At 64.4% G+C, this 18,400-nt stretch carries 18 protein-coding genes; 3 read left to right on the top strand and 15 right to left on the bottom strand.

The features are described from left to right. Nucleotides 1-153: 153 nt before the first annotated feature. Nucleotides 154-984, bottom strand: coding sequence for a hypothetical protein (locus tag LDZ26_RS05515; protein WP_244848519.1), 831 nt, complete (start codon nucleotides 982-984; stop codon nucleotides 154-156). A gap of 55 nt (nucleotides 985-1,039) precedes the next feature. Then, nucleotides 1,040-2,500: an IMP dehydrogenase gene (guaB, locus tag LDZ26_RS05510; RefSeq protein WP_244848518.1), complete on the bottom strand. Its 1,461-nt coding sequence runs from the start codon at nucleotides 2,498-2,500 to the stop codon at nucleotides 1,040-1,042. A 195-nt stretch (nucleotides 2,501-2,695) separates the two neighbouring features. Between guaB and LDZ26_RS05505 the strand changes: the two genes are divergently transcribed. Continuing rightward, entirely contained in the window at nucleotides 2,696-3,670 is a 975-nt protein-coding gene (locus LDZ26_RS05505; RefSeq protein WP_244848517.1) for a DMT family transporter, read from the top strand. A gap of 12 nt (nucleotides 3,671-3,682) precedes the next feature. Here LDZ26_RS05505 and LDZ26_RS05500 read toward each other — a convergent pair whose 3' ends face one another. Both LDZ26_RS05500 and LDZ26_RS05495 read right to left on the bottom strand, forming a co-directional pair. Further along, nucleotides 3,683-4,012 (bottom strand): RnfH family protein, encoded by a 330-nt coding sequence (locus LDZ26_RS05500; protein WP_244848516.1) that lies wholly within the window; start codon nucleotides 4,010-4,012, stop codon nucleotides 3,683-3,685. Beyond that, the gene (locus tag LDZ26_RS05495; RefSeq protein WP_175940150.1) at nucleotides 4,009-4,446 is read right to left on the bottom strand and encodes a type II toxin-antitoxin system RatA family toxin; all 438 of its coding nucleotides are present in this window, start codon (nucleotides 4,444-4,446) and stop codon (nucleotides 4,009-4,011) included. The genes LDZ26_RS05500 and LDZ26_RS05495 overlap by 4 nt, the downstream gene beginning before the upstream one ends. 131 nt (nucleotides 4,447-4,577) lie before the next feature. Between LDZ26_RS05495 and smpB the strand changes: the two genes are divergently transcribed. Further along, nucleotides 4,578-5,027: an SsrA-binding protein SmpB gene (smpB, locus tag LDZ26_RS05490; protein WP_244848515.1), complete on the top strand. Its 450-nt coding sequence runs from the start codon at nucleotides 4,578-4,580 to the stop codon at nucleotides 5,025-5,027. A gap of 50 nt (nucleotides 5,028-5,077) precedes the next feature. On the opposite strand, the gene LDZ26_RS05485 is transcribed toward smpB, so the two are convergent. From LDZ26_RS05485 to ppsA, 3 genes are all read right to left on the bottom strand, one after another. After that, entirely contained in the window at nucleotides 5,078-6,004 is a 927-nt protein-coding gene (locus LDZ26_RS05485; RefSeq protein WP_206468039.1) for an SPFH domain-containing protein, read from the bottom strand. A gap of 40 nt (nucleotides 6,005-6,044) precedes the next feature. Next, nucleotides 6,045-6,473, bottom strand: coding sequence for an NfeD family protein (locus LDZ26_RS05480; RefSeq protein WP_244848514.1), 429 nt, complete (start codon nucleotides 6,471-6,473; stop codon nucleotides 6,045-6,047). 93 nt (nucleotides 6,474-6,566) lie between these two features. Beyond that, nucleotides 6,567-8,984, bottom strand: a complete 2,418-nt coding sequence (gene ppsA, locus LDZ26_RS05475; protein WP_244848513.1) for a phosphoenolpyruvate synthase — start codon at nucleotides 8,982-8,984, stop codon at nucleotides 6,567-6,569. Nucleotides 8,985-9,424: 440 nt separating this feature from the next. On the opposite strand from ppsA, the gene LDZ26_RS05470 reads away from it, so the two are divergent. Then, complete coding sequence (locus LDZ26_RS05470; protein ID WP_244848512.1) at nucleotides 9,425-10,243, top strand: pyruvate, water dikinase regulatory protein; 819 nt, start codon at nucleotides 9,425-9,427, stop codon at nucleotides 10,241-10,243. Between the two features lies 1 nt (nucleotide 10,244). Here LDZ26_RS05470 and LDZ26_RS05465 read toward each other — a convergent pair whose 3' ends face one another. From LDZ26_RS05465 to bamA, 8 genes are all read right to left on the bottom strand, one after another. Further along, complete coding sequence (locus LDZ26_RS05465; protein ID WP_244848511.1) at nucleotides 10,245-11,021, bottom strand: RNA methyltransferase; 777 nt, start codon at nucleotides 11,019-11,021, stop codon at nucleotides 10,245-10,247. A gap of 24 nt (nucleotides 11,022-11,045) precedes the next feature. Beyond that, nucleotides 11,046-11,750: a ribonuclease HII gene (rnhB, locus tag LDZ26_RS05460; protein ID WP_244848510.1), complete on the bottom strand. Its 705-nt coding sequence runs from the start codon at nucleotides 11,748-11,750 to the stop codon at nucleotides 11,046-11,048. Next, nucleotides 11,747-12,913 carry a lipid-A-disaccharide synthase gene (gene lpxB / locus LDZ26_RS05455; RefSeq protein ID WP_244848509.1) on the bottom strand — a complete coding sequence of 389 codons (1,167 nt, stop codon included), beginning with the start codon at nucleotides 12,911-12,913 and terminating at the stop codon, nucleotides 11,747-11,749. Before lpxB ends, rnhB begins: the two co-directional genes overlap by 4 nt. 12 nt (nucleotides 12,914-12,925) lie before the next feature. Next, nucleotides 12,926-13,714 (bottom strand): acyl-ACP--UDP-N-acetylglucosamine O-acyltransferase, encoded by a 789-nt coding sequence (gene lpxA / locus LDZ26_RS05450; protein WP_244848508.1) that lies wholly within the window; start codon nucleotides 13,712-13,714, stop codon nucleotides 12,926-12,928. 45 nt (nucleotides 13,715-13,759) lie between these two features. Next, nucleotides 13,760-14,224: a 3-hydroxyacyl-ACP dehydratase FabZ gene (gene fabZ / locus LDZ26_RS05445; RefSeq protein ID WP_175940140.1), complete on the bottom strand. Its 465-nt coding sequence runs from the start codon at nucleotides 14,222-14,224 to the stop codon at nucleotides 13,760-13,762. A 117-nt stretch (nucleotides 14,225-14,341) separates the two neighbouring features. Beyond that, nucleotides 14,342-15,433, bottom strand: coding sequence for a UDP-3-O-(3-hydroxymyristoyl)glucosamine N-acyltransferase (gene lpxD / locus LDZ26_RS05440; protein WP_244848981.1), 1,092 nt, complete (start codon nucleotides 15,431-15,433; stop codon nucleotides 14,342-14,344). 30 nt (nucleotides 15,434-15,463) lie between these two features. Further along, a complete protein-coding gene (locus LDZ26_RS05435) occupies nucleotides 15,464-16,003 on the bottom strand; it encodes an OmpH family outer membrane protein (protein WP_175940139.1) in 540 nt (179 codons plus the stop codon). Between the two features lie 73 nt (nucleotides 16,004-16,076). Beyond that, the gene (gene bamA / locus LDZ26_RS05430) at nucleotides 16,077-18,389 is read right to left on the bottom strand and encodes an outer membrane protein assembly factor BamA (protein ID WP_244848507.1); all 2,313 of its coding nucleotides are present in this window, start codon (nucleotides 18,387-18,389) and stop codon (nucleotides 16,077-16,079) included. Nucleotides 18,390-18,400 lie beyond the last annotated feature (11 nt).

Raw genomic sequence — 18,400 nt, 5'->3', positions numbered from 1 at the left:
GCCAAAGGCTAAGTGAACGAATGGTGTGGGCGGCCGTCCCGGTGCTGCCGGGTCCGGCTGCCAATAAATCGACGGCCGGCGCGAAGGCCGACCGTCCTTGTGTTTCCTTGCTGCGCGCGCCGCCGCGCTCGCTTTGGCGCATCTGCGGGCGCCTCAGCGCGGCGCGCCGCTCGCCGGGTCCGGCGCCACGCGGCCTGTCAGCGGGTCCACGCGCCGTCCGGTCGCCGGATCGATGTCGCTGCCGATCACCGGGTCGATGGGTCTGCCGGTGGCCGGGTGGATCTCGCGGCCCGTCTGCGCATCGAGCGTGCGGCCCGTGACCGGATCGACGACGCCGGCTTCCGTGCGCGTGCGCGCAACCGGTGGCGCGGTATCGGCATCGATCGGACGGCCCGCCGGATCGACGGCGCGGCCGGTGACGGGATCGATGGCAGTCGCTTCGGGCGCGCGCGCTGTCGGACGCGTTGCCGTATCCGACGGCGGCACGGCGGTCGTGGCAGGCGGCCGCGTTTCGTCGCGCTTTTGCGCCGCCTTCTTTTCCGCCCGCTCCGCCGATGCCGCGCCGGCCAGTGCCGCGCGTTCCCGCCGCCGCACCGCGCCCGCGAGCCTCACGCTGCCGAGCCCCAGCACCAGCAACACGATGCCGATCAAGGCCGCGCCGACCTGCCCGAAGCCGTCGACCTCGGGCGTGCGCAGTCCGAGCAGCCAAACCAGCACGACGATGCCCGACAGCCATTCGACATGGCCCGACGCCCTCGCGGCTGCGGCGGTCAGCGCACCGTCGATGGCCGCGTGCAGCGACAGCCACGCGAAACCGATCAGCGCGATGCCGAGCAGTTGCCCGGCAAACGCCGGTTCCACTCGCATCGCGTCGAGTTGCAGCGCGTCGTAGAGTCCCGCCCACGGCGTCAGCAGGAACAGCACGCCGAACACCAGAAAAATCAGCGCATTGACGACCAGCACGACGCGCAGCAACGGTTTCATGATCGGTCCACGAGGTTATCGGCGCAAAAGCCGGGAGACGGCGCGAGCAAGCCGGTCAGTCGACGTGATAGTTCGGCGCTTCCTTGGTGATCTGCACGTCATGCACATGCGATTCGCGCATGCCCGCCGCCGTGATCTGCACGAATTCCGCCTTGTCGTGCAGTTCCGCGATGGTGCGGCAGCCGCAATAGCCCATGCTCGCGCGCACGCCGCCGACGACCTGGAACAGGATGGCGTTGACCGAGCCCTTGTAGGCCACGCGGCCTTCGATGCCTTCCGGCACGAGCTTGTCGATGTTCGCCGAGTTGTCCTGGAAGTAGCGATCCGCCGCGCCGTCCTTCATCGCGCCGACCGAGCCCATGCCGCGGTACGCCTTGTACTGACGGCCCTGGAACAGGAACACGTCGCCCGGCGACTCTTCGGTTCCGGCAAGCATGCTGCCCATCATGACGACGTTCGCGCCTGCCGCGAGCGCCTTCGCGACATCGCCCGAGAAACGCACGCCGCCGTCCGCGATGACCGGCACGCCGCTGCCGCGCAGCGCCTCGGACACGTTCGCGATAGCCGTGATCTGCGGCACGCCCACGCCCGCGACGATACGCGTCGTGCAGATGGAGCCCGGGCCGATGCCGACCTTCACGGCGTCCGCGCCGTACTCGACGAGCGCCTTGGCCGCCGCCGCCGTCGCGATGTTGCCGCCGATCACCTGCACGCGCGGATAGTTCTGCTTGACCCAGCGCACGCGCTTCAGCACGCCCTGGCTATGGCCGTGCGCCGTATCGACGACGATCACGTCCACGCCCGCCTGCGCCAGCAGATCGACGCGCTCTTCGTTGTCCGGGCCCACGCCGACCGCCGCGCCCACGCGCAGCTTGCCGTCTTCGTCCTTGCAGGCGTCCGGGTTCTCGGTCTGCTTCGTGATGTCCTTCACGGTCATCAGTCCGCGCAGTTCGAACGCGTCGTTGACCACGAGCACGCGTTCCAGGCGATGGCTGTGCATCAGCGCCTTCGCTTCGGCGAGCGACGTGCCTTCCTTGACCGTCACGAGACGCTCGCGCGGCGTCATGATGTTGCGCACCGGTTCGTCGAGCCGCTCTTCGAAACGCAGGTCGCGGTTGGTGACGATGCCGATGAGCTGCGCGCCTTCCACCACCGGGAAGCCGGAAATTCCGTGCTGCTGCGTGAGCGCGATGACATCGCGCACGCGCATTTGCGGCGGGACGGTGATCGGGTCGCGCACGACGCCGGACTCGAAGCGCTTGACCTTCGCGACTTCGCGCGCCTGTTCCTTCGCGGTGAGATTCTTGTGAACGATGCCGATGCCGCCCATCTGCGCCATGGCGATGGCGAGCCGGCCTTCGGTGACCGTGTCCATGGCGGCGGACACGAGGGGCATGTTCAGGGAGATGTTGCGAGTCAGCTGGGATTTCAGGCTGGTATCGCGCGGAAGAACGCTGGAGAACGCAGGCACGAGGAGCACGTCATCGAACGTGAGTGCTTTCTGGATCAGACGCATGGCAAATCCTATGGGCGCAAAAGCAGATTATACCGATAGTTCCCCGCATTTTCACTGCCCGAACAGCAGGTTACGGCCGAGCGCCGCAAAATCCGGGCCGGCGGCCGCGCGCCATGTGGTGCACGTTTGAACAAGACGCGGGCTGTGCGCCGCGCTACGCTTTCGCGTCATTCGAGTGCAAGTCGGAGTCGGTTCATGCAGCGCGGTGTCGTTTTCGGAATGCTGGCGGGAGCCATCTGGGGTTTCATTTTTCTCGCGCCGCGCATGTTGCCGGACTTTTCGCCGCTCATGCTGAGCATCGGGCGCTACGTGATGTATGGCGTCGTGTCGCTGGCCGCTGCCCTGCCGTTCGCGCGACGGCTCGCCGCGAAGCTCACGCGCGCCGATGTCATCGCGCTCGTGAAGCTCGCGCTCGTCGGCAATCTGCTCTACTACATGCTGCTCGCGAGCGCGGTGCAACTCGTGGGCGTGGCGCCGTCTTCGCTGATCGTCGGCATTCTGCCGGTGACGGTGACGCTGGCGGGCCGGCGCGATCACGGCGCGGTCGAGCTAAAGCGCCTCGCCGCGCCGCTCTTGCTGGTGCTCGCGGGCATCGCGTGCATCAATCTGGACGTGTTCAGCGACGTCTTCACGCATCACGGCGACGCGAGAGCGAGTAGCGTGCTCACGCGCCTTGCCGGGCTCGCGTGCGCGGTCGGCGCGCTGGCGTCGTGGACGTGGTATGCGGTCGTCAATGCGCGCTATCTGCAGGCGAACCGTCACTTCGACGGCAACGAGTGGTCCGTGCTGTGGGGCATCGTGACCGGCGTGCTCGGCGCGGTCCTAGGGGCGGTTGTCTGGATGTTGCCCGCCGGTGCCGTGCAGGCGAGCGTGCCGGCCGCGCGCTGGCATCTGTTCTGGATCGTATGCTTCGCGCTGGCCACAGGCGGTTCCTGGCTCGGCAACATGCTGTGGAACGCGGCGGCGAAACGCCTGCCGCTCACGCTTTCCGGGCAGATGATCGCGTTCGAAACGCTCTTCGCCCTGCTCTATGCCTTCGTCTACGACGCCCGCTGGCCGCGCGCGCCGGAATTGCTGGCTATCGTGCTGCTGCTCGCGGGCGTGAGCTGGTCGGTGCGGCAACATACCGTCGAGCCGGCGGCGGCATCGAAGGAAGCGCCCGCGCATTGATGCCGTCTTGCATCAGCGCGAATCCTTCGACTGCCACTTGCGCCCTTCGATCGACCCCGCCTTGCGCGCCTTGTCGACCCGGCGCTGGCGCGCGGTCTTCGGATCGACCTTCAGCGGCCGATAAATCTCCACGCGGTCGAAATCGGCAAGCGCTGCATCGAGCGCTTGCGACTTGCCGAAGACGCCGACCTTCTGCGCCGTCAAATCGATCTCGGGATGCGCCTTTAGGACGCCGCTCGCCTCGATAGCTTCACGCACGGTCGCGCCGTCGCGCAGATCGACGCGCGTGAGGAAGCTCTTGCCGTCCGGCAGGCCGTAGCAGACATCGATATGCAGATTCATTTCTTGCCGTACCGCTGATCCGCGCGCTTCACGAACGAATCGACGAAGGTGTTTGCGATATGGCTGAACACCGGCCCGATGATCTTCTCGAGAATTAAATTCGAGAACTCGTAGTGCAGCGCGAACTCGATCTTGCACGCGTCGGCGCGCAGCGGCGTGAAGCGCCAGTAGCCCGTGAACTTCTTGAAAGGGCCGCTCAGGAACTCCATATCGATGTTCGTCGGGCGCTTCTGCACGTTGCGCGTCGCAAAGTGCTGCTTGATGCCCTTGAAGTTGATGTCGATCTTCGCTTCCATGCCGGTCTCGTCCTGGCGGCCGATCTCGACGCCGCCGCACCACGGAAGGAAGTTGGGGTAGTCGGCGACATCGGTGACGAGGTCGAACATTTCTTCCGCTGAATGGCGGATCAATACGGTTTTCTGGACGTCGGCCATAAGGGCGCAGCGGGTGACGGGATCGGGGGGCGGCGCGTGCGGCTTTCCGCGATGAGCTACGTCTGCCCATCGTACGTCAAGCGGCGCGCTGCTAAAATCGTGATTTTAAACGAGTTGGGCACTTTCCATTCATGAGCATCATTGACAACAGAAAAGCCTTCTTCGATTACTTCATCGAAGAACGCTACGAGGCCGGTCTCGTGCTCGAAGGCTGGGAAGTCAAGGCGCTGCGCGAAGGCCGCGGGCAGATCAAGGAAGGCTATGTCGTGATCAAGAACGGCGAACTGTTCCTGATCGGCACGCACATCAGCCCGCTTCCCGAGGCGTCGAAGTTCGCCAATCTGGATCCGGTACGCACGCGCAAGCTGCTATTGCATCGCGAGCAGATCGACAAACTCATCGGCAAGGTGGAGCAGCGCGGCCATACGCTCGTGCCGCTCAATTTCCATTACAAGGAAGGCCGCGTGAAGTGCGAAATCGGTCTGGCGAAGGGCAAGAAGCTGCACGACAAGCGCGAGACCGAGAAGAAGCGCGACTGGGAGCGCGAGCGCGCGCGCCTGATGCGCACGTCCGCGCGCTGAGCTTTACGCTTGCATAGAACAAGGGGCGCTACGAAGCGCCCCTTGTTGCATCAACTCTTTCGGATGACGCCGCCGCCCTCGCCCTTCACGATGGCAAGCGCCGAAGCGATCATAGAACTCATGTCGGACATGTTGCCCGGCACGATCAGCGTGTTGCCGGTTTTCGCGATGTTCGCGAACGCGCCGACATACTGCTCCGCAACCTTGAGGTTAACGGCGTCCATGCCGCCCGCCGACTGAATGGCGGCGCCGATCTTCTCGATGGCCTGCGCGTTCGCCTCGGCCACCGCGAGAATCGCCGATGCCTCGCCCTGCGCCTGATTGATCGCCGCCTGACGTTCGCCCTCGGACTTCTGGATGGCCGCTTCGCGCGCGCCCGAGGCCAGATTGATCTGCTCCTGCTTGCGCCCTTCCGACGCCGCGATCAGCGCGCGCTTCTCGCGCTCGGCGGTGATCTGCGCCTGCATCGCGTGGAGAATCTCCTTCGGCGGCGTCAGGTCCTTGATTTCATAACGCAGCACCTTCACGCCCCAGTTGGACGCGGCTTCGTCGAGCGCATTCACGATGCTGTGATTGATGTACTCGCGCTCCTCGAAGGTCTTGTCGAGCTCGAGTTTGCCGATGACCGAGCGCAGCGTGGTCTGCGAGAGCTGCGTGATGGCGAGCACGAAGTTGCTCGAACCGTACGACGCCTTCATCGGGTCGGTGACCTGGAAGTACAGCACGCCGTCCACCTGAAGCTGCGTGTTGTCGCGCGTGATGCAGACCTGGCTCGGCACGTCGAGCGGAATCTCCTTGAGCACGTGCTTGTACGCGATGCGATCGACGAACGGCAGCACGATGTTCAGCCCCGGCGTGAGCGTGGCGTGATAGCGGCCGAGGCGTTCCAGCACCCACGCGTGCTGTTGCGGAACGATCTTGACCGTGTTGACCACGATCACGATTGCGATGACGAGCAGGACGACGGCGATAGTCATGTGTGACTCCTTCAGTTCTTATGCGGCGAGTGTGCGTGCTCTAGCGTTTGGCGGCCACGACGAGCCGGCTTCCGTCGAGCGCGGTGATGCGATACCAGCGCGCGCTTTCCGACTCGCCCGGCGCCAGTTCCACGTCCCACTCCGCGCCGCGATACATCGTGCGGGCCCGGCGGTCGTGCCATTCGGCGACTTCCAGCGTCGCGCCGATGTCGAGGTTCACGGCGGCATCGCGCGAGGCGTCGCGCCGCTTGCGGCTTCCGAAGCGCGACCGGCGCAGCGCTGCGACAGCGATCAACGCGACGAGCGCCGCGACGCCCACTTGCACGTGCAACGCGAGCCCGATGGCGAACGCGATGCCGCCCGCGATCATCCCGAGCGCGATCATCAACAGATAGAACGTGCCGGTGAAAAGCTCGGTGACGATCAGCGCGCCGGCTGCTATCCACCAGATGAGTTCATGGGTCGCCATGCCAGTCTCCAAACGAAAACACCCCGGAAGGTCCGGGGTGTTTTTTATAGCACGCGGCGCCTTCCCGAAAGCATCCTGAAAGGCGCGACCGACTTATTTTGACAATGTGGTCGCGAGCTTCTGCCACGTGTCGATGATCGTATCCGGGTTCAGCGACATCGATTCGATGCCCTGCTTCGCCAGCCACTCGGCGAGGTCCGGATGATCCGACGGCCCCTGGCCGCAGATGCCCACGTACTTGTTCAGTCTCAGGCACGTCTCGATGGCGCGCTTCAGCATGAACTGCACGGCTTCGTCGCGCTCGTCGAAGTCGGCCGCGAGCAGTTCCATGCCGGAATCGCGGTCGAGCCCGAGCGTCAACTGCGTCAGGTCATTCGAGCCGATCGAGAAACCGTCGAAGTATTCGAGGAACTGTTCGGCGAGAATCGCGTTGCTCGGCACTTCGCACATCATCACGAGCTTGAGACCGTTCACGCCGCGCTTCAGGCCGAACTTCTCGAGCAGCCCGACCACGCGCTCCGCCTGCTTCAGCGTGCGCACGAACGGCACCATGATCTCGACGTTGTCCAGACCCATTTCCTCGCGCACCTTCTTCAGCGCGATGCATTCCATGTGGAACGCCTCGGCGAAGTCTTCCGCGATGTAGCGCGACGCGCCGCGGAAACCGAGCATCGGGTTCTCTTCGTCCGGCTCGTAGCGGGAACCGCCGATCAGCTTCTTGTACTCGTTCGACTTGAAGTCCGACAGACGCACGATGACGGGCTTCGGATAGAACGCCGCCGCGATCGTGGCGATGCCTTCGGTCAGCTTGTCGACGTAGAACGCGCGCGGCGACGCGTGGCCACGCGCGACGCTCTCCACCGCTTTCTTGAGATCCGCGTCGACGTTCGGGTACTCCAGAATCGCCTTCGGGTGCACGCCGATGTTGTTGTTGATGATGAACTCGAGCCGCGCGAGGCCGACGCCCGCGTTCGGCAACTGCGCGAAGTCGAACGCGAGCTGCGGATTGCCGACGTTCATCATGATCTTGACCGGAATCTTCGGCAGTTCGCCGCGCTGGACTTCGGTCACTTCGGTTTCGAGTAGGCCGTCGTAGATCTTGCCTTCGTCGCCTTCCGCGCACGACACGGTGACGAGCGCGCCGTCCTTCAGCAAGTCGGTCGCGTCGCCGCAGCCGACCACCGCCGGCACGCCCAGCTCACGCGCGATGATCGCCGCGTGGCAGGTGCGCCCGCCGCGATTCGTGACGATGGCCGATGCGCGCTTCATCACCGGCTCCCAGTTGGGATCGGTCATGTCGGCGACGAGCACGTCGCCCGGCTGCACGCGTTCCATTTCCGACGGATCGTAGATCACGCGCACGGGACCCGCGCCGATCTTCTGGCCGATCGCGCGGCCCGTGGCGATCACGTTCGACTGGCCCTTCAGCTTGAAGCGCATCTCGGCCTTGCCCGCCGCCTGGCTCTTCACCGTTTCAGGACGCGCCTGAAGGATGAACAGCTTGCCGTCGCGGCCGTCCTTGCCCCACTCGATATCCATCGGACGCTGATAGTGCTTCTCGATGATGACCGCGTACTTCGCGAGCTCGATCACGTCTTCGTCCGAAATCGAGAAGCGGTTGCGCTGCTCGTGCGGCACGTCGACGGTCTTCACGCGGCCCGGTTCGCGCGGCTGCGTGAACTCCATCTTGATGAGCTTGGAGCCGATGGAACGGCGGATGATCGGATACTTGTTCTGCGCGAGCGTGGTCTTGAAGACGTGGAATTCGTCCGGATTCACCGCGCCCTGCACCACGGTTTCGCCGAGGCCGTAGCTCGACGTGATGAAGACCGTGTCCTTGAAGCCGGACTCGGTGTCGATGGTGAACATCACGCCCGCGGCGCCGACGTCCGAGCGCACCATGCGCTGCACGCCAGCCGAGAGCGCGACTTCCGCGTGCGTGAAGCCCTTGTGGACGCGATAGGAGATGGCGCGGTCGTTATACAGCGACGCGAAAACGTGCTTCATGCGATCGAGCACGTCTTCGATGCCGACCACGTTCAGATAGCTTTCCTGCTGCCCCGCGAACGATGCGTCGGGCAGGTCTTCGGCCGTGGCGGACGAGCGCACGGCGAACGACAGCTCTTCGGGCGAGCTCTTTTGCAGGACTTCGAATTGACGGCGGATTTCGTCTTCGAGACGCGGCTGCAGCGGCGCGTCGACGATCCACTGACGGATTTCCTTGCCGGCCTCGGCAAGCGCCTTCACGTCGTCGACGTCGAGCGTCTCGAGACGTTTGGCGATGCGCTCCGTCAGTTCGTTGTGATGGAGGAAGTCGCGGAATGCGAGCGCGGTCGTGGCAAAGCCCGTCGGCACGCTGACGCCGGCTTCGGAAAGCTGGCTGATCATTTCGCCGAGCGACGCATTCTTGCCACCGACGATTTCCACGTCGGTCATTCGCAACTGCTCGAATGGAACTACATACGCTTGATCCTTTGCGACATCGTTCGCAACATTGACTGCGTTGGTCATACAAGCCCCTAAGGTGGATGAAATTCACGATCGCACGAGTGGGCTCGCATGCGGCGGCGCTCATTGGAAGCGCCGGCGCATCTCGTACAACCTGTTTGATAAGCCTTCGCGGCGGTGGGGAATCGCACTCCGGCTTGCCGAAAACGGCGCAGTCATGCGGTGAAAACGCACGAACTACCCGTCAATTGAGGAAGATCAGGCTCAATCTCGACGCAATTGCTTATCGAACAGGTTGCCGCTATTCTACCGTGCCGATTCTCGCATTTGTCTGGGCACGGACAGTAAATCCACGGCAAAATCGAGGTCTTTCACGCCTCTTGGTGCGCCTGCGCACACGTTTGGGCCGCTCAATGTAACACACGCTCAGGCGAGGTCGCCTGACCGCGCACGCTCCGGTTCGAGCGTGCTGTTTTCAACTCGTTCCCACTGGTTCACCGCCGATGCCGCCTTCCGTATTCATCGTTTCCGACGGTACCGGGATCACCGCCGAAACGTTCGCGCATTCGATCCTCGCCCAGTTCGACCAGAAATTCCGGCTCGTGCGCGTGCCGTTCGTCGATTCCATCGACAAGGCGCATGCCACCGTCGAGAAGATCAACGAAGCCGTGTCGCTCGACGGACGCCGCCCGATCGTGTTCACGACGCTCGTGGACAGCGCATCGAACGAGATCGTCAAGCGCTGCAATGCGCTCGTGCTCGACATGTTCCAGACGTTCATCGAGCCGCTCGAACACGAACTGGAAATCAAGTCGACGCACGCAATGGGCCGCGTCCACCAGAACGCCGACACCGAGGAGTACAAGAACCGCATCGAGGCGATCAACTTCTCGCTCGCACACGACGACGGCCAGTCCAACCGTAATCTGACCGAAGCGGACGTGATTCTGGTCGGCGTGTCGCGCAGCGGCAAGACGCCGACGAGCCTCTACCTCGCGATGCAATACGGCGTGAAGGCGGCGAACTATCCGCTGATTCCGGAAGACTTCGAACGAGGCAAGCTGCCGACGCCGCTTCTGGAACATCGCGAAAAGATGTTCGGCCTGTCGATCGACCCGCAGCGCCTCGCCGAAATTCGCAACGAGCGCCGGCCCGGCAGCAAGTACGCGGCGCTGGAAAATTGCCGCTACGAGATCAACGAAGCCGAGAGCATGATGAAGCGCGAAGGCATCAAGTGGCTGTCCTCGACGCACAAGTCCATCGAGGAAATCGCCACGACGATCCTTCAGGAAATCAAGCCCGAGCGGCCTTCGTATTATTGATTTAGCGCTGCTGGCGGCACTGCTCGAAGAGACAGATCGCCGCCGCAGCTGCCACGTTCAGCGATTCCATGCCGCCCGGCTGCGGAATGGTCACGCGATGCGTCACGGCATCGCGCCAAACCTGCGACACGCCCGCGCCCTCGTTGCCGAAGACCCACGCGACGGGCGACGACAGATCGCAGTCGTAGATCGCGACCGCGCCGTGCGAATCCGTGATCGTGACCGGGACGTCGAGCCGCGCGATGAGTCCGGCCGGATCGACGTCCTCGAAGATATCGAGCAGAAAGTGCGCGCCCATGCCGGAGCGCAGCACCTTCGACGACCACGCGTACGCGGTGCCCGGCGCGCAGAACACGCGCCCGACGCCGGCCGCCGCCGCGCTGCGCAGAATCGAGCCGACATTGCCTGCGTCCTGAATGCCGTCGAGGATCACGCACGTCTCGCCGACGCGTTCGGGCAACGCCGCTTCGATCTTCTCGACGAGCAGCAGCATGCCCACGCCATGCACGACGCTCGATAGCTGACCGAATAGCGCATCCGGCAACACGATCACGCGCTTCTCTTCGATGCGCGCCACGATCTCGCGGGCTTCCGCGTGCGTCAACGCCCCTTCGGTGACGACGCACGTTTCCGGCTGGCCGGCGGTGTCCAGATAAGCAGCGGCGAGATGCAGACCTTCGAGCAGCGCGTGACCGCTGCGCCGCTGCTGCGCCGTCGAGCCGGCGAGCGCCTTCAGGCGCTTGTAAAGCGGGTTGTCCCGCGAAGTGACGGATTTCACGTTGGAATGGAACGGCAAGGCCGCTCAGAACGGATGCGCTTCGGGATCGGCGTCGAGCGCGGCGGTTGCCCGAATGACTTCAGGCGCGATGTCGGGCAGCACCGAGCCGAAGCGAAGATGCGCCTCGCGCACCGGCGCAAAAGAACGCCGGTGATGCTCGCAAGGCCCGTGTTCGCGCAGCGCGGCGAGATGCTGCGGCGTGCCGTAGCCCGCGTGCACGTTGAAACCGTACATCGGATGCGCTTCGTGCAACTCGCAGAGCAGGCGGTCGCGCGTGACCTTGGCGAGAATCGACGCCGCCGAAATCTGCTTGACGAGCGCATCGCCGCCGATCACGGCTTCCGCGCGTATCGACAGCACCGGGCAGCGATTGCCGTCCACTTTCACGAGCGTCGGCGCAACCGACAAGCCTTCGACCGCGCGCTTCATTGCGAGCATCGACGCGTGAAGGATGTTGATGGTGTCGATCTCCTCGACGCTCGCCGACGCGATGCAATACGCGAGCGCGCGATCCACGATCTTCTCGTAGAGGTCCTCGCGCTTCTTCGCCGACAAGGCTTTGGAATCGTCCAGCCCGTTGATGCGCGGCTTCGCCGGATCGAAGATCACGGCGGCCGCCACGACCGGCCCCGCGAGCGGGCCGCGCCCGGCTTCATCGACACCGCAGACGACGTCGAACGGCGAGCTGAAGTCGAGTCCGCGTTGCGCCGACCGGTTCGCAGCCTTCATTGCGGCCTCCGCGTGTCGAGCACCCGCGCCACGGCTTCGGCCGCCCGCTGCGACGTGTTCTGGCGCAGCGCGATGTGCATCTCGGTGAAAATCTCGGTCAGGGTACGGCGGTTCGCGTCGTCGTTCAACTGTTTCAGCGTGGCCTCGGCGAGCGCTTCGGGCGTCGCGAAGTGCTGGAGGATTTCCGGCACGACGAAACGGCCCGCGAGAATGTTCGGCAAGCCCACGTACGGCAGATAGCCCTGCCGCTTCATGATCTGGCCCGTGAGCCAGGGCACCTTGTACGAGATGACCATCGGCTTCTTCAGGAGCGCCGCTTCGAGCGTGACCGTGCCGCTTTTCACGAGAATCGCGTCGGCGGCGGTCATCGCGGTTTGCGCGCGCCCGTCCGTGATCGTCAGCGACAGATGTGGATGCGCCTCCACCAACGGTTGCAGCAACTCGCGCAGCGCCGGGTTCGCGGCCGGCATCAGAAAGCGCACGTTCGGCTCCCGAAGCTGCATCAGTTCCATGGCGTCGAAGAACGTCGGGCCGATCAGCGCGATCTCCGAACGGCGGCTGCCGGGCAGTACCGCGATGACCGGTCCGCCTTCCGCGATGCCGAGTTCGCGCCGCGCGGCCGCCGTATCCGGTTCGAGCGGAATTTCATCCGCGAGCGGATGGCCGACATAGCTCGCCGCGACCCCCGCTTTAGCCAGCAGCGCCGTTTCGAACGGGAACACGCAGAGCATGTGATCCACGGCTTTCGCGATCTTCTTGATGCGCCCGCCGCGCCACGCCCAGATCGACGGACACACGAAATGCACGGTCGGAATGCCGGCTTCGCGCAGCGGCTGTTCGAGCCCGAAGTTGAAGTCCGGCGCATCCACGCCGATGAACACCGACGGCGGATCGGCCAGCAACTGCCGCTTCAGCTCGTTGCGAATGCCGAGAATCTCGGGAATATGCCGCAGCGCCTCGACGTAGCCGCGCACGGTCAGCTTGTCCATCGGCCAGTGCGCTTCGAAGCCGGCCGCCGTCATGCGCGGGCCGCCGATGCCGCTGTAGCGCGTTCCGGCCGGCAGCCGTTCCTGCAAGCCCTTGAGCAGCGAGGCCGCGAGCAGGTCGCCGGACGGCTCGCCCGCGACCATCGCGATACGCGGCGCAGTGGTGATAAGCGTCATCGGATGGCGCGATCAGCGGATGATGCCGCGCTGCGACGCCGCGATGAAATCGGTGAACGCCTTGACCGGCGCGTCGCCGTCGCCGCCTGCCGCGCCCAGTTCCTTCAGTTGCGCCTTGGCTTCTTCGAGCGACAGACCGCTCTTGTAGACGATGCGATACGCCTGGCGCAGCGCCGAAATGGCGTCCGGCGTGAAGCCGCGGCGGCGCAGCCCCTCGACGTTGATGCCGTGCGGCTCCGCCTTGTTGCCGGCCGCGATGACGAACGGAGGCACGTCCTGCACGAGCGCGGACGCGCCGCCGAGCATCGAATGCGCGCCGATGCGCACGAACTGATGCACGCCCGACATGCCGCCCACAATGGCGTGATCGCCCACCGTCACGTGCCCGGCCAGTTGCGCATTGCTCGACATGATGACGTGGTTGCCGAGCGTGCAGTCATGACCGACGTGAACGTACGCCATGATCCAGCAATCGTCGCCGATCGACGTCACGCCGCGGTCCTGCACGGTGCCGGTATGCAGCGTGGTGAATTCGCGGATGGTGTTGCGGTCGCCGATGACGAGACGCGTCGGCTCGTCGCGGTACTTCATGTCCTGCGGCCGGCCGCCGATGGACGCGTAATGCCCGATGCGGTTCTCGCGTCCGATGGTCGTGTGACCTTCGATCACGCTATGCGAGCCGATTGTCGTGCCCGCGCCGATGACGACATGCGCGCCGACGACCGCGTATGGTCCGACTTCGACCGAATCGTCCAGTTGCGCGCCCGGCTCGATGATCGCGGTGGGGTGAATGGTGGTCATGCGCCTCGCCTCTGTATGCTGTGTTTCTGCCGTTGTCTGCTGCGCTTAAGCGCCGGCGTCCGTGTTCTTCACGGTGCACATGAGTTCCGCCTCGGCGGCCGTCACGCCGTCCACTTCGGCGCGCGCCTTGAACTTCCAGATGCCCCGCATGTACCGCTCGAAGTTGACGTTCAGAATCAGCTGATCGCCCGGCTCCACCACGCGCTTGAAGCGCGCACCGTCGATGCCGACGAAGTAGTAGAGCGTGGTCGTCGGGTCGTGCGGCTCTTCGGCGAACGTGAGCAACGCCGCAGTTTGCGCGAGCGCTTCGAGAATGAGTACGCCGGGCATCACGGGACGCGTCGGGAAATGTCCCTGGAAATACGGCTCGTTGATCGACACGTTCTTCAGCGCCTTGATGCTCTTGTGCGGCTCCAGTTCGAGCACGCGGTCCACGAGCAGGATCGGATACCGATGCGGCAGCAGCGTGAGGATCTTATGGATGTCGAGGTTGATTTTTTCTGTGCTCATGGTGGTTCTGCTCGCGCGCATCTCCTGCGCGGAAATTGACTGCGGGCGTCGTGCGCCCGCTTGTGAATTCACTCTGTTGCCGGTGCTCGCCTGCGCGCTCATCCGGCAGCCTTGCGGTTATGCTTCGTCGCCCTGCTCGCCTGCCTTCTGCTGGCTCAGCGCCGATTCCAGCGCCTTGATGCGATCGCGCAGCTTGTCCAGATTGCGCACGAGCGCGGCGCTCTTGTTCCAGTCAGCGTGATTCACGGCCGGAAATGCGCTCGTGTACATGCCGGGCCGCGTGAGCGACTTCGAGACGCCCGACTGCGCCGTCACGATCACATGATCCGCCAGCGTCACGTGGCCCGCGATGCCCACCGCGCCGCCGATCATGCAATGCCGCCCGATGTTCGTGCTGCCCGCGATGCCCGCGCACCCCGCGATCACCGTGTACGCGCCGATGCGGCAGTTATGGCCGATCTGCACGAGATTGTCGATCTTCACGCACTCTTCGATGACCGTATCGGCCATGGCGCCGCGGTCGATGGTCGTGTTCGCGCCGATCTCCACGTCGTCGCCGATATCGACCGCGCCGACCTGCGGAATCTTCACCCAGCTTCCGGTGCGCGCCTCGCCCTCGCCCACGAAATCCGGCGCGAAACCGAAGCCGTCTGCGCCGATCACCGCGCCCGCATGCACGATCACGCGCGCGCCCAGCTTGCAGCCATGATAGACGGTGACATTGGGATACAGATGCACGTCGTCGGCCAGCGTGACGCCCTGACCGACGGACACGCCGGCGTCCAGCCGCACGCGCTCGCCGACGACCGCGCCCGCTTCCACCGTGACGTGCGGGCCGATGACCGCGCTCGCGGCCACCTTCGCGGCCGGGTCGATCCATGCGCTCGGATGCACGCCCGGCACCGCCTTGGGCGACGCCAGATCGATGAACGCCTGCGCGACGCGAGCGAAGTAAGCGTAGGGATTCGGCGTGACGATGAAATTACTGCCTTCGCGCGGCGCGGGCAGTTTGTCGAGATCCGCGCGGGAAATCAGCACGGCGCCGGCGCGCGTCGTCTCGACCTGCGGCAGGTACTTCTGATTCGCGAGAAACGCGAGTTGCGCAGGCCCCGCCTTGTCGAGCGGCGCAAGGCCCTCGACGCGATGCGCGCCCTGGCCGACCACCTCGCCGCCAAAGCGCCTGACCAGTTCGTCGAGCGTGATCGCCATGCCTGATGCCATGCCTATGAAAACTCCTCGTCAGTTCGGGCTCGCGCCGCCGTTCTGGCTCGTCGCCGCCAGCGCCTTCAGCACCTGATCCGTGATGTCGATGCGCGGGCTCACGTACACCGCTTCCTGCACGATCAGGTCGTAGTGCTGCTGCTCGGCAATCTGCTTGATGACCTTGTTCGCGCGATCCAGCACCGCCGCCAGTTCTTCGTTGCGGCGCTGGTTCAGGTCTTCGCGGAATTCGCGCTGCTTGCGCTGGAAGTCCGCGTCGAGTTGCGCGAGGTCGCGTTGACGCGCGGCGCGGTCGGTGGCCGACATCGAGGCGCCGTTCTTGTCGATGTTGTCCGACATCGACTTGAGCCGCTGCGCCATGTCCTGCAGCGCCTTGTCGCGCTTGGAGAATTCCTGCTCCAGCTTCGACTGCGCGGCCTTCGCCGCCGACGATTCGCGCAGGATGCGGTCGGAATTGACCGCTGCGATGCGCGCTTCCTGAGCGTCCGCTTTCGCGACGGCGCCGAGGCCGAAGACCAGAGACAAAGCCAGCGCCAGCGCAGCATGTTTCGAAAGCATACCGGTTCGCAAAGTGTTCCTCACGTCACGTCGATTTGAATGAAGTGTCCGTTCGTTCACGTCGGGCCGTCTCTTAGAAGGCCGTACCGATCTGGAACTGGAACTTCTGGTATTGGTCGCCCGTGTGTTTCTGCAGCGGGAAGCCGAGACTCAGCTTGAGCGGGCCGATCGGCGAAATCCACGCAAGACCCACGCCGTAGCCGTAACGCAGGCCGTTTGCGCCGTCGCTCGTACCGCCCTGGTTCGGATCGCCCCACACGTTACCGGCGTCGAGGAACGTGAACACGCGCAGCGTGCGGTCGTAGCCCGTGCCCGGCAGCGGGAACGTCAGCTCGATGTTGCCGACTGCCATGCGCGAGCCGCCGATCGGATCGTTCGTCTTCGCGTCGCGCGGACCCAGCGAACTCGGCGAGTAGCCACGCACCGAACCGATACCGCCCGCGTAGTAGTTCTTGAAGATCGGGTACGTCTGCCCCTGGAAGCCCTTGCCGTAGCCGCCTTGCAGATTGAAGCCGAGCACGAACCCGCGCGCGAACGAGTAGTAGTACTGGAACTGCGCGTCGAACTTCGCGTACGTGGTGTTGCCGAGCGGCGTGCCGTATTCCGCGTTCGACTGGATGTAGTACCCGCGGCTCGGCACGAGCGCGCTGTCCCGGTTGTCGCGCGACCAGCCGACCGTCACCGGATAGTTGTTCACCACACGGCCGAAGTCGTGCACGTACTTCTGGTAGGACGCCGGCGTCGTTGAGTCCACGTCCATCGTGTTCTGCTCGGCGCCGAGGCCGAAGAACACCGTGTCCTGCTCCGAGAACGGAATGCCGAACTTCGTGTCCGCGCCCATCGTCACGATCTTGAAGCTCGAATCCGTCGAGTAATACAGCGGCTGATACGTGCGGTAGTACGCGTCGGTGATGCGCTTGATGCCGTCGATCGTGAAGTACGGATCGACCTGCGTGACCGTGAGCGTGCGATACGTCTTGGCCGTGTTCACGTTGACGGAAAGGCTCGTGCCCGAACCGAACACGTTGTCCTGCGACACGCCCGCCGACAGCACCACCTTGTCCGTCGACGAGAAGCCCGCGCCCAGCGTGATCGCGCCAGTCGGCTTTTCGGCCACCTTGACGTCGACATCGACCTGGTCGTTCGTGCCTTCCACCGGCGTGGTGGTGACGTCTACATCCGTGAAATAGCCGAGACGATTCACGCGGTCCTTCGACAGCGCGAGACGGCTCGAATCGAACCACGAGCTTTCGAGCTGGCGCATTTCGCGGCGCACCACTTCGTCGCGCGTGCGCGTGTTGCCGACGATATTCACGCGGCGCACATAGACGCGGCGGCTCGGATCCACTTGCAGCGTGAGCGCGACCGTGTGATGCGCCTGGTCGATTTCCGGCTGCGCATTGACCTGCGCGAACGCATAGCCGTACTGGCCGAGCTTGTCGACGATCGCCTTGGTGGTTGCCTGCAGCTTCTCCGCCGAGAAAAGCTGGCCCGGCTTCACGGTGATGAGCTTGTTGAGCTCGGCTTCGCGGTCGAGCAGATTGCCGGCGAGCTTGACGCTCGCGACCTTGTACGGCTCGCCCTCATGCACCGCGATGGTCAGGTACATGTCCTTCTTGTCGGGCGAGATCGACACCTGCGTGGAGTCGATGCTGAACTCGAGGTAGCCGTGGTTCAGGTAGTACGAACGCACGTTCTCGAGGTCGCCCGTCAGCTTTTCCTTGGCGTACAGGTCGCTCTTCGTGTACCACGAGAACCAGTTCGGCGTGGACAGCTGCATTTCGCTCAGCAACGTGCCGCTGCTCACGGCCTTGTTGCCGACGAAGTTGATCTGGCGGATCTTCGCGCTCGGGCCTTCGGCCACCGAAAAGAGGATCGACACGCGGTTGCGGTCCACCGGCGTCACCGTGGTGGTCACTTCGGCCGCGTAGTAGCCGCGCGTCAGGTACTGGCGCTTCAGTTCCTGCTCGGCCTTGTCGAGCAGCGACTTGTCGTACGAGCGGCCCTGCGACAGACCGACCGAGCGCAGCGCCTTGGTGATGGTGTCCTTGTCGAACTCGTGAAGACCGCTGAATTCGATATTCGAAATGGCCGGCCGCTCCTGCACCTGCACGACCACCACGTTGCCTTCGGTCGCGATCTGTACGTCGTTGAAGAAGCCGGTTGCATACAGCGCGCGAATCGCTTCGGAGGCCTTGTCGTCGGTGAACGTGTCGCCTTGCTTGATCGGCAGATAAGCGAATACGGAGCCCGGCTCGATGCGTTGAAGACCTTCGATCCGGATATCCTGCACGACGAACGGCGTGGTGGCGTGTGCCGCCATGCCCGTTGCGGCGAGCGCCGCGGCCACAGCCGACTTAGGAACAAAGCGATGAGGTTTGAACAACGTGCTTCCCC

It is taken from the genome of Caballeronia sp. SL2Y3 (assembly GCF_022879575.1).
Taxonomy (GTDB): domain Bacteria; phylum Pseudomonadota; class Gammaproteobacteria; order Burkholderiales; family Burkholderiaceae; genus Caballeronia.
This window is presented reverse-complemented; position numbering and strand designations above follow the sequence as displayed.

Bases quoted from the DNA above. Each gene is read 5' to 3' on its own strand.
- guaB (WP_244848518.1), bottom strand. From the start codon at position 2,500: ATGCGTCTGATCCAGAAAGCACTCACGTTCGATGACGTGCTCCTCGTG.
- lpxB (WP_244848509.1), bottom strand. From the start codon at position 12,913: ATGACGCTTATCACCACTGCGCCGCGTATCGCGATGGTCGCGGGCGAG.
- LDZ26_RS05480 (WP_244848514.1), bottom strand. From the start codon at position 6,473: ATGGCGACCCATGAACTCATCTGGTGGATAGCAGCCGGCGCGCTGATC.
- LDZ26_RS05515 (WP_244848519.1), bottom strand. From the start codon at position 984: ATGAAACCGTTGCTGCGCGTCGTGCTGGTCGTCAATGCGCTGATTTTT.
- smpB (WP_244848515.1), top strand. From the start codon at position 4,578: ATGAGCATCATTGACAACAGAAAAGCCTTCTTCGATTACTTCATCGAA.
- rnhB (WP_244848510.1), bottom strand. From the start codon at position 11,750: ATGAAGGCTGCGAACCGGTCGGCGCAACGCGGACTCGACTTCAGCTCG.
- LDZ26_RS05435 (WP_175940139.1), bottom strand. From the start codon at position 16,003: ATGCTTTCGAAACATGCTGCGCTGGCGCTGGCTTTGTCTCTGGTCTTC.
- fabZ (WP_175940140.1), bottom strand. From the start codon at position 14,224: ATGAGCACAGAAAAAATCAACCTCGACATCCATAAGATCCTCACGCTG.
- LDZ26_RS05495 (WP_175940150.1), bottom strand. From the start codon at position 4,446: ATGGCCGACGTCCAGAAAACCGTATTGATCCGCCATTCAGCGGAAGAA.
- LDZ26_RS05500 (WP_244848516.1), bottom strand. From the start codon at position 4,012: ATGAATCTGCATATCGATGTCTGCTACGGCCTGCCGGACGGCAAGAGC.
- LDZ26_RS05470 (WP_244848512.1), top strand. From the start codon at position 9,425: ATGCCGCCTTCCGTATTCATCGTTTCCGACGGTACCGGGATCACCGCC.
- ppsA (WP_244848513.1), bottom strand. From the start codon at position 8,984: ATGACCAACGCAGTCAATGTTGCGAACGATGTCGCAAAGGATCAAGCG.
- LDZ26_RS05485 (WP_206468039.1), bottom strand. From the start codon at position 6,004: ATGACTATCGCCGTCGTCCTGCTCGTCATCGCAATCGTGATCGTGGTC.
- LDZ26_RS05505 (WP_244848517.1), top strand. From the start codon at position 2,696: ATGCAGCGCGGTGTCGTTTTCGGAATGCTGGCGGGAGCCATCTGGGGT.
- lpxA (WP_244848508.1), bottom strand. From the start codon at position 13,714: ATGACCACCATTCACCCCACCGCGATCATCGAGCCGGGCGCGCAACTG.
- lpxD (WP_244848981.1), bottom strand. From the start codon at position 15,433: ATGGCGATCACGCTCGACGAACTGGTCAGGCGCTTTGGCGGCGAGGTG.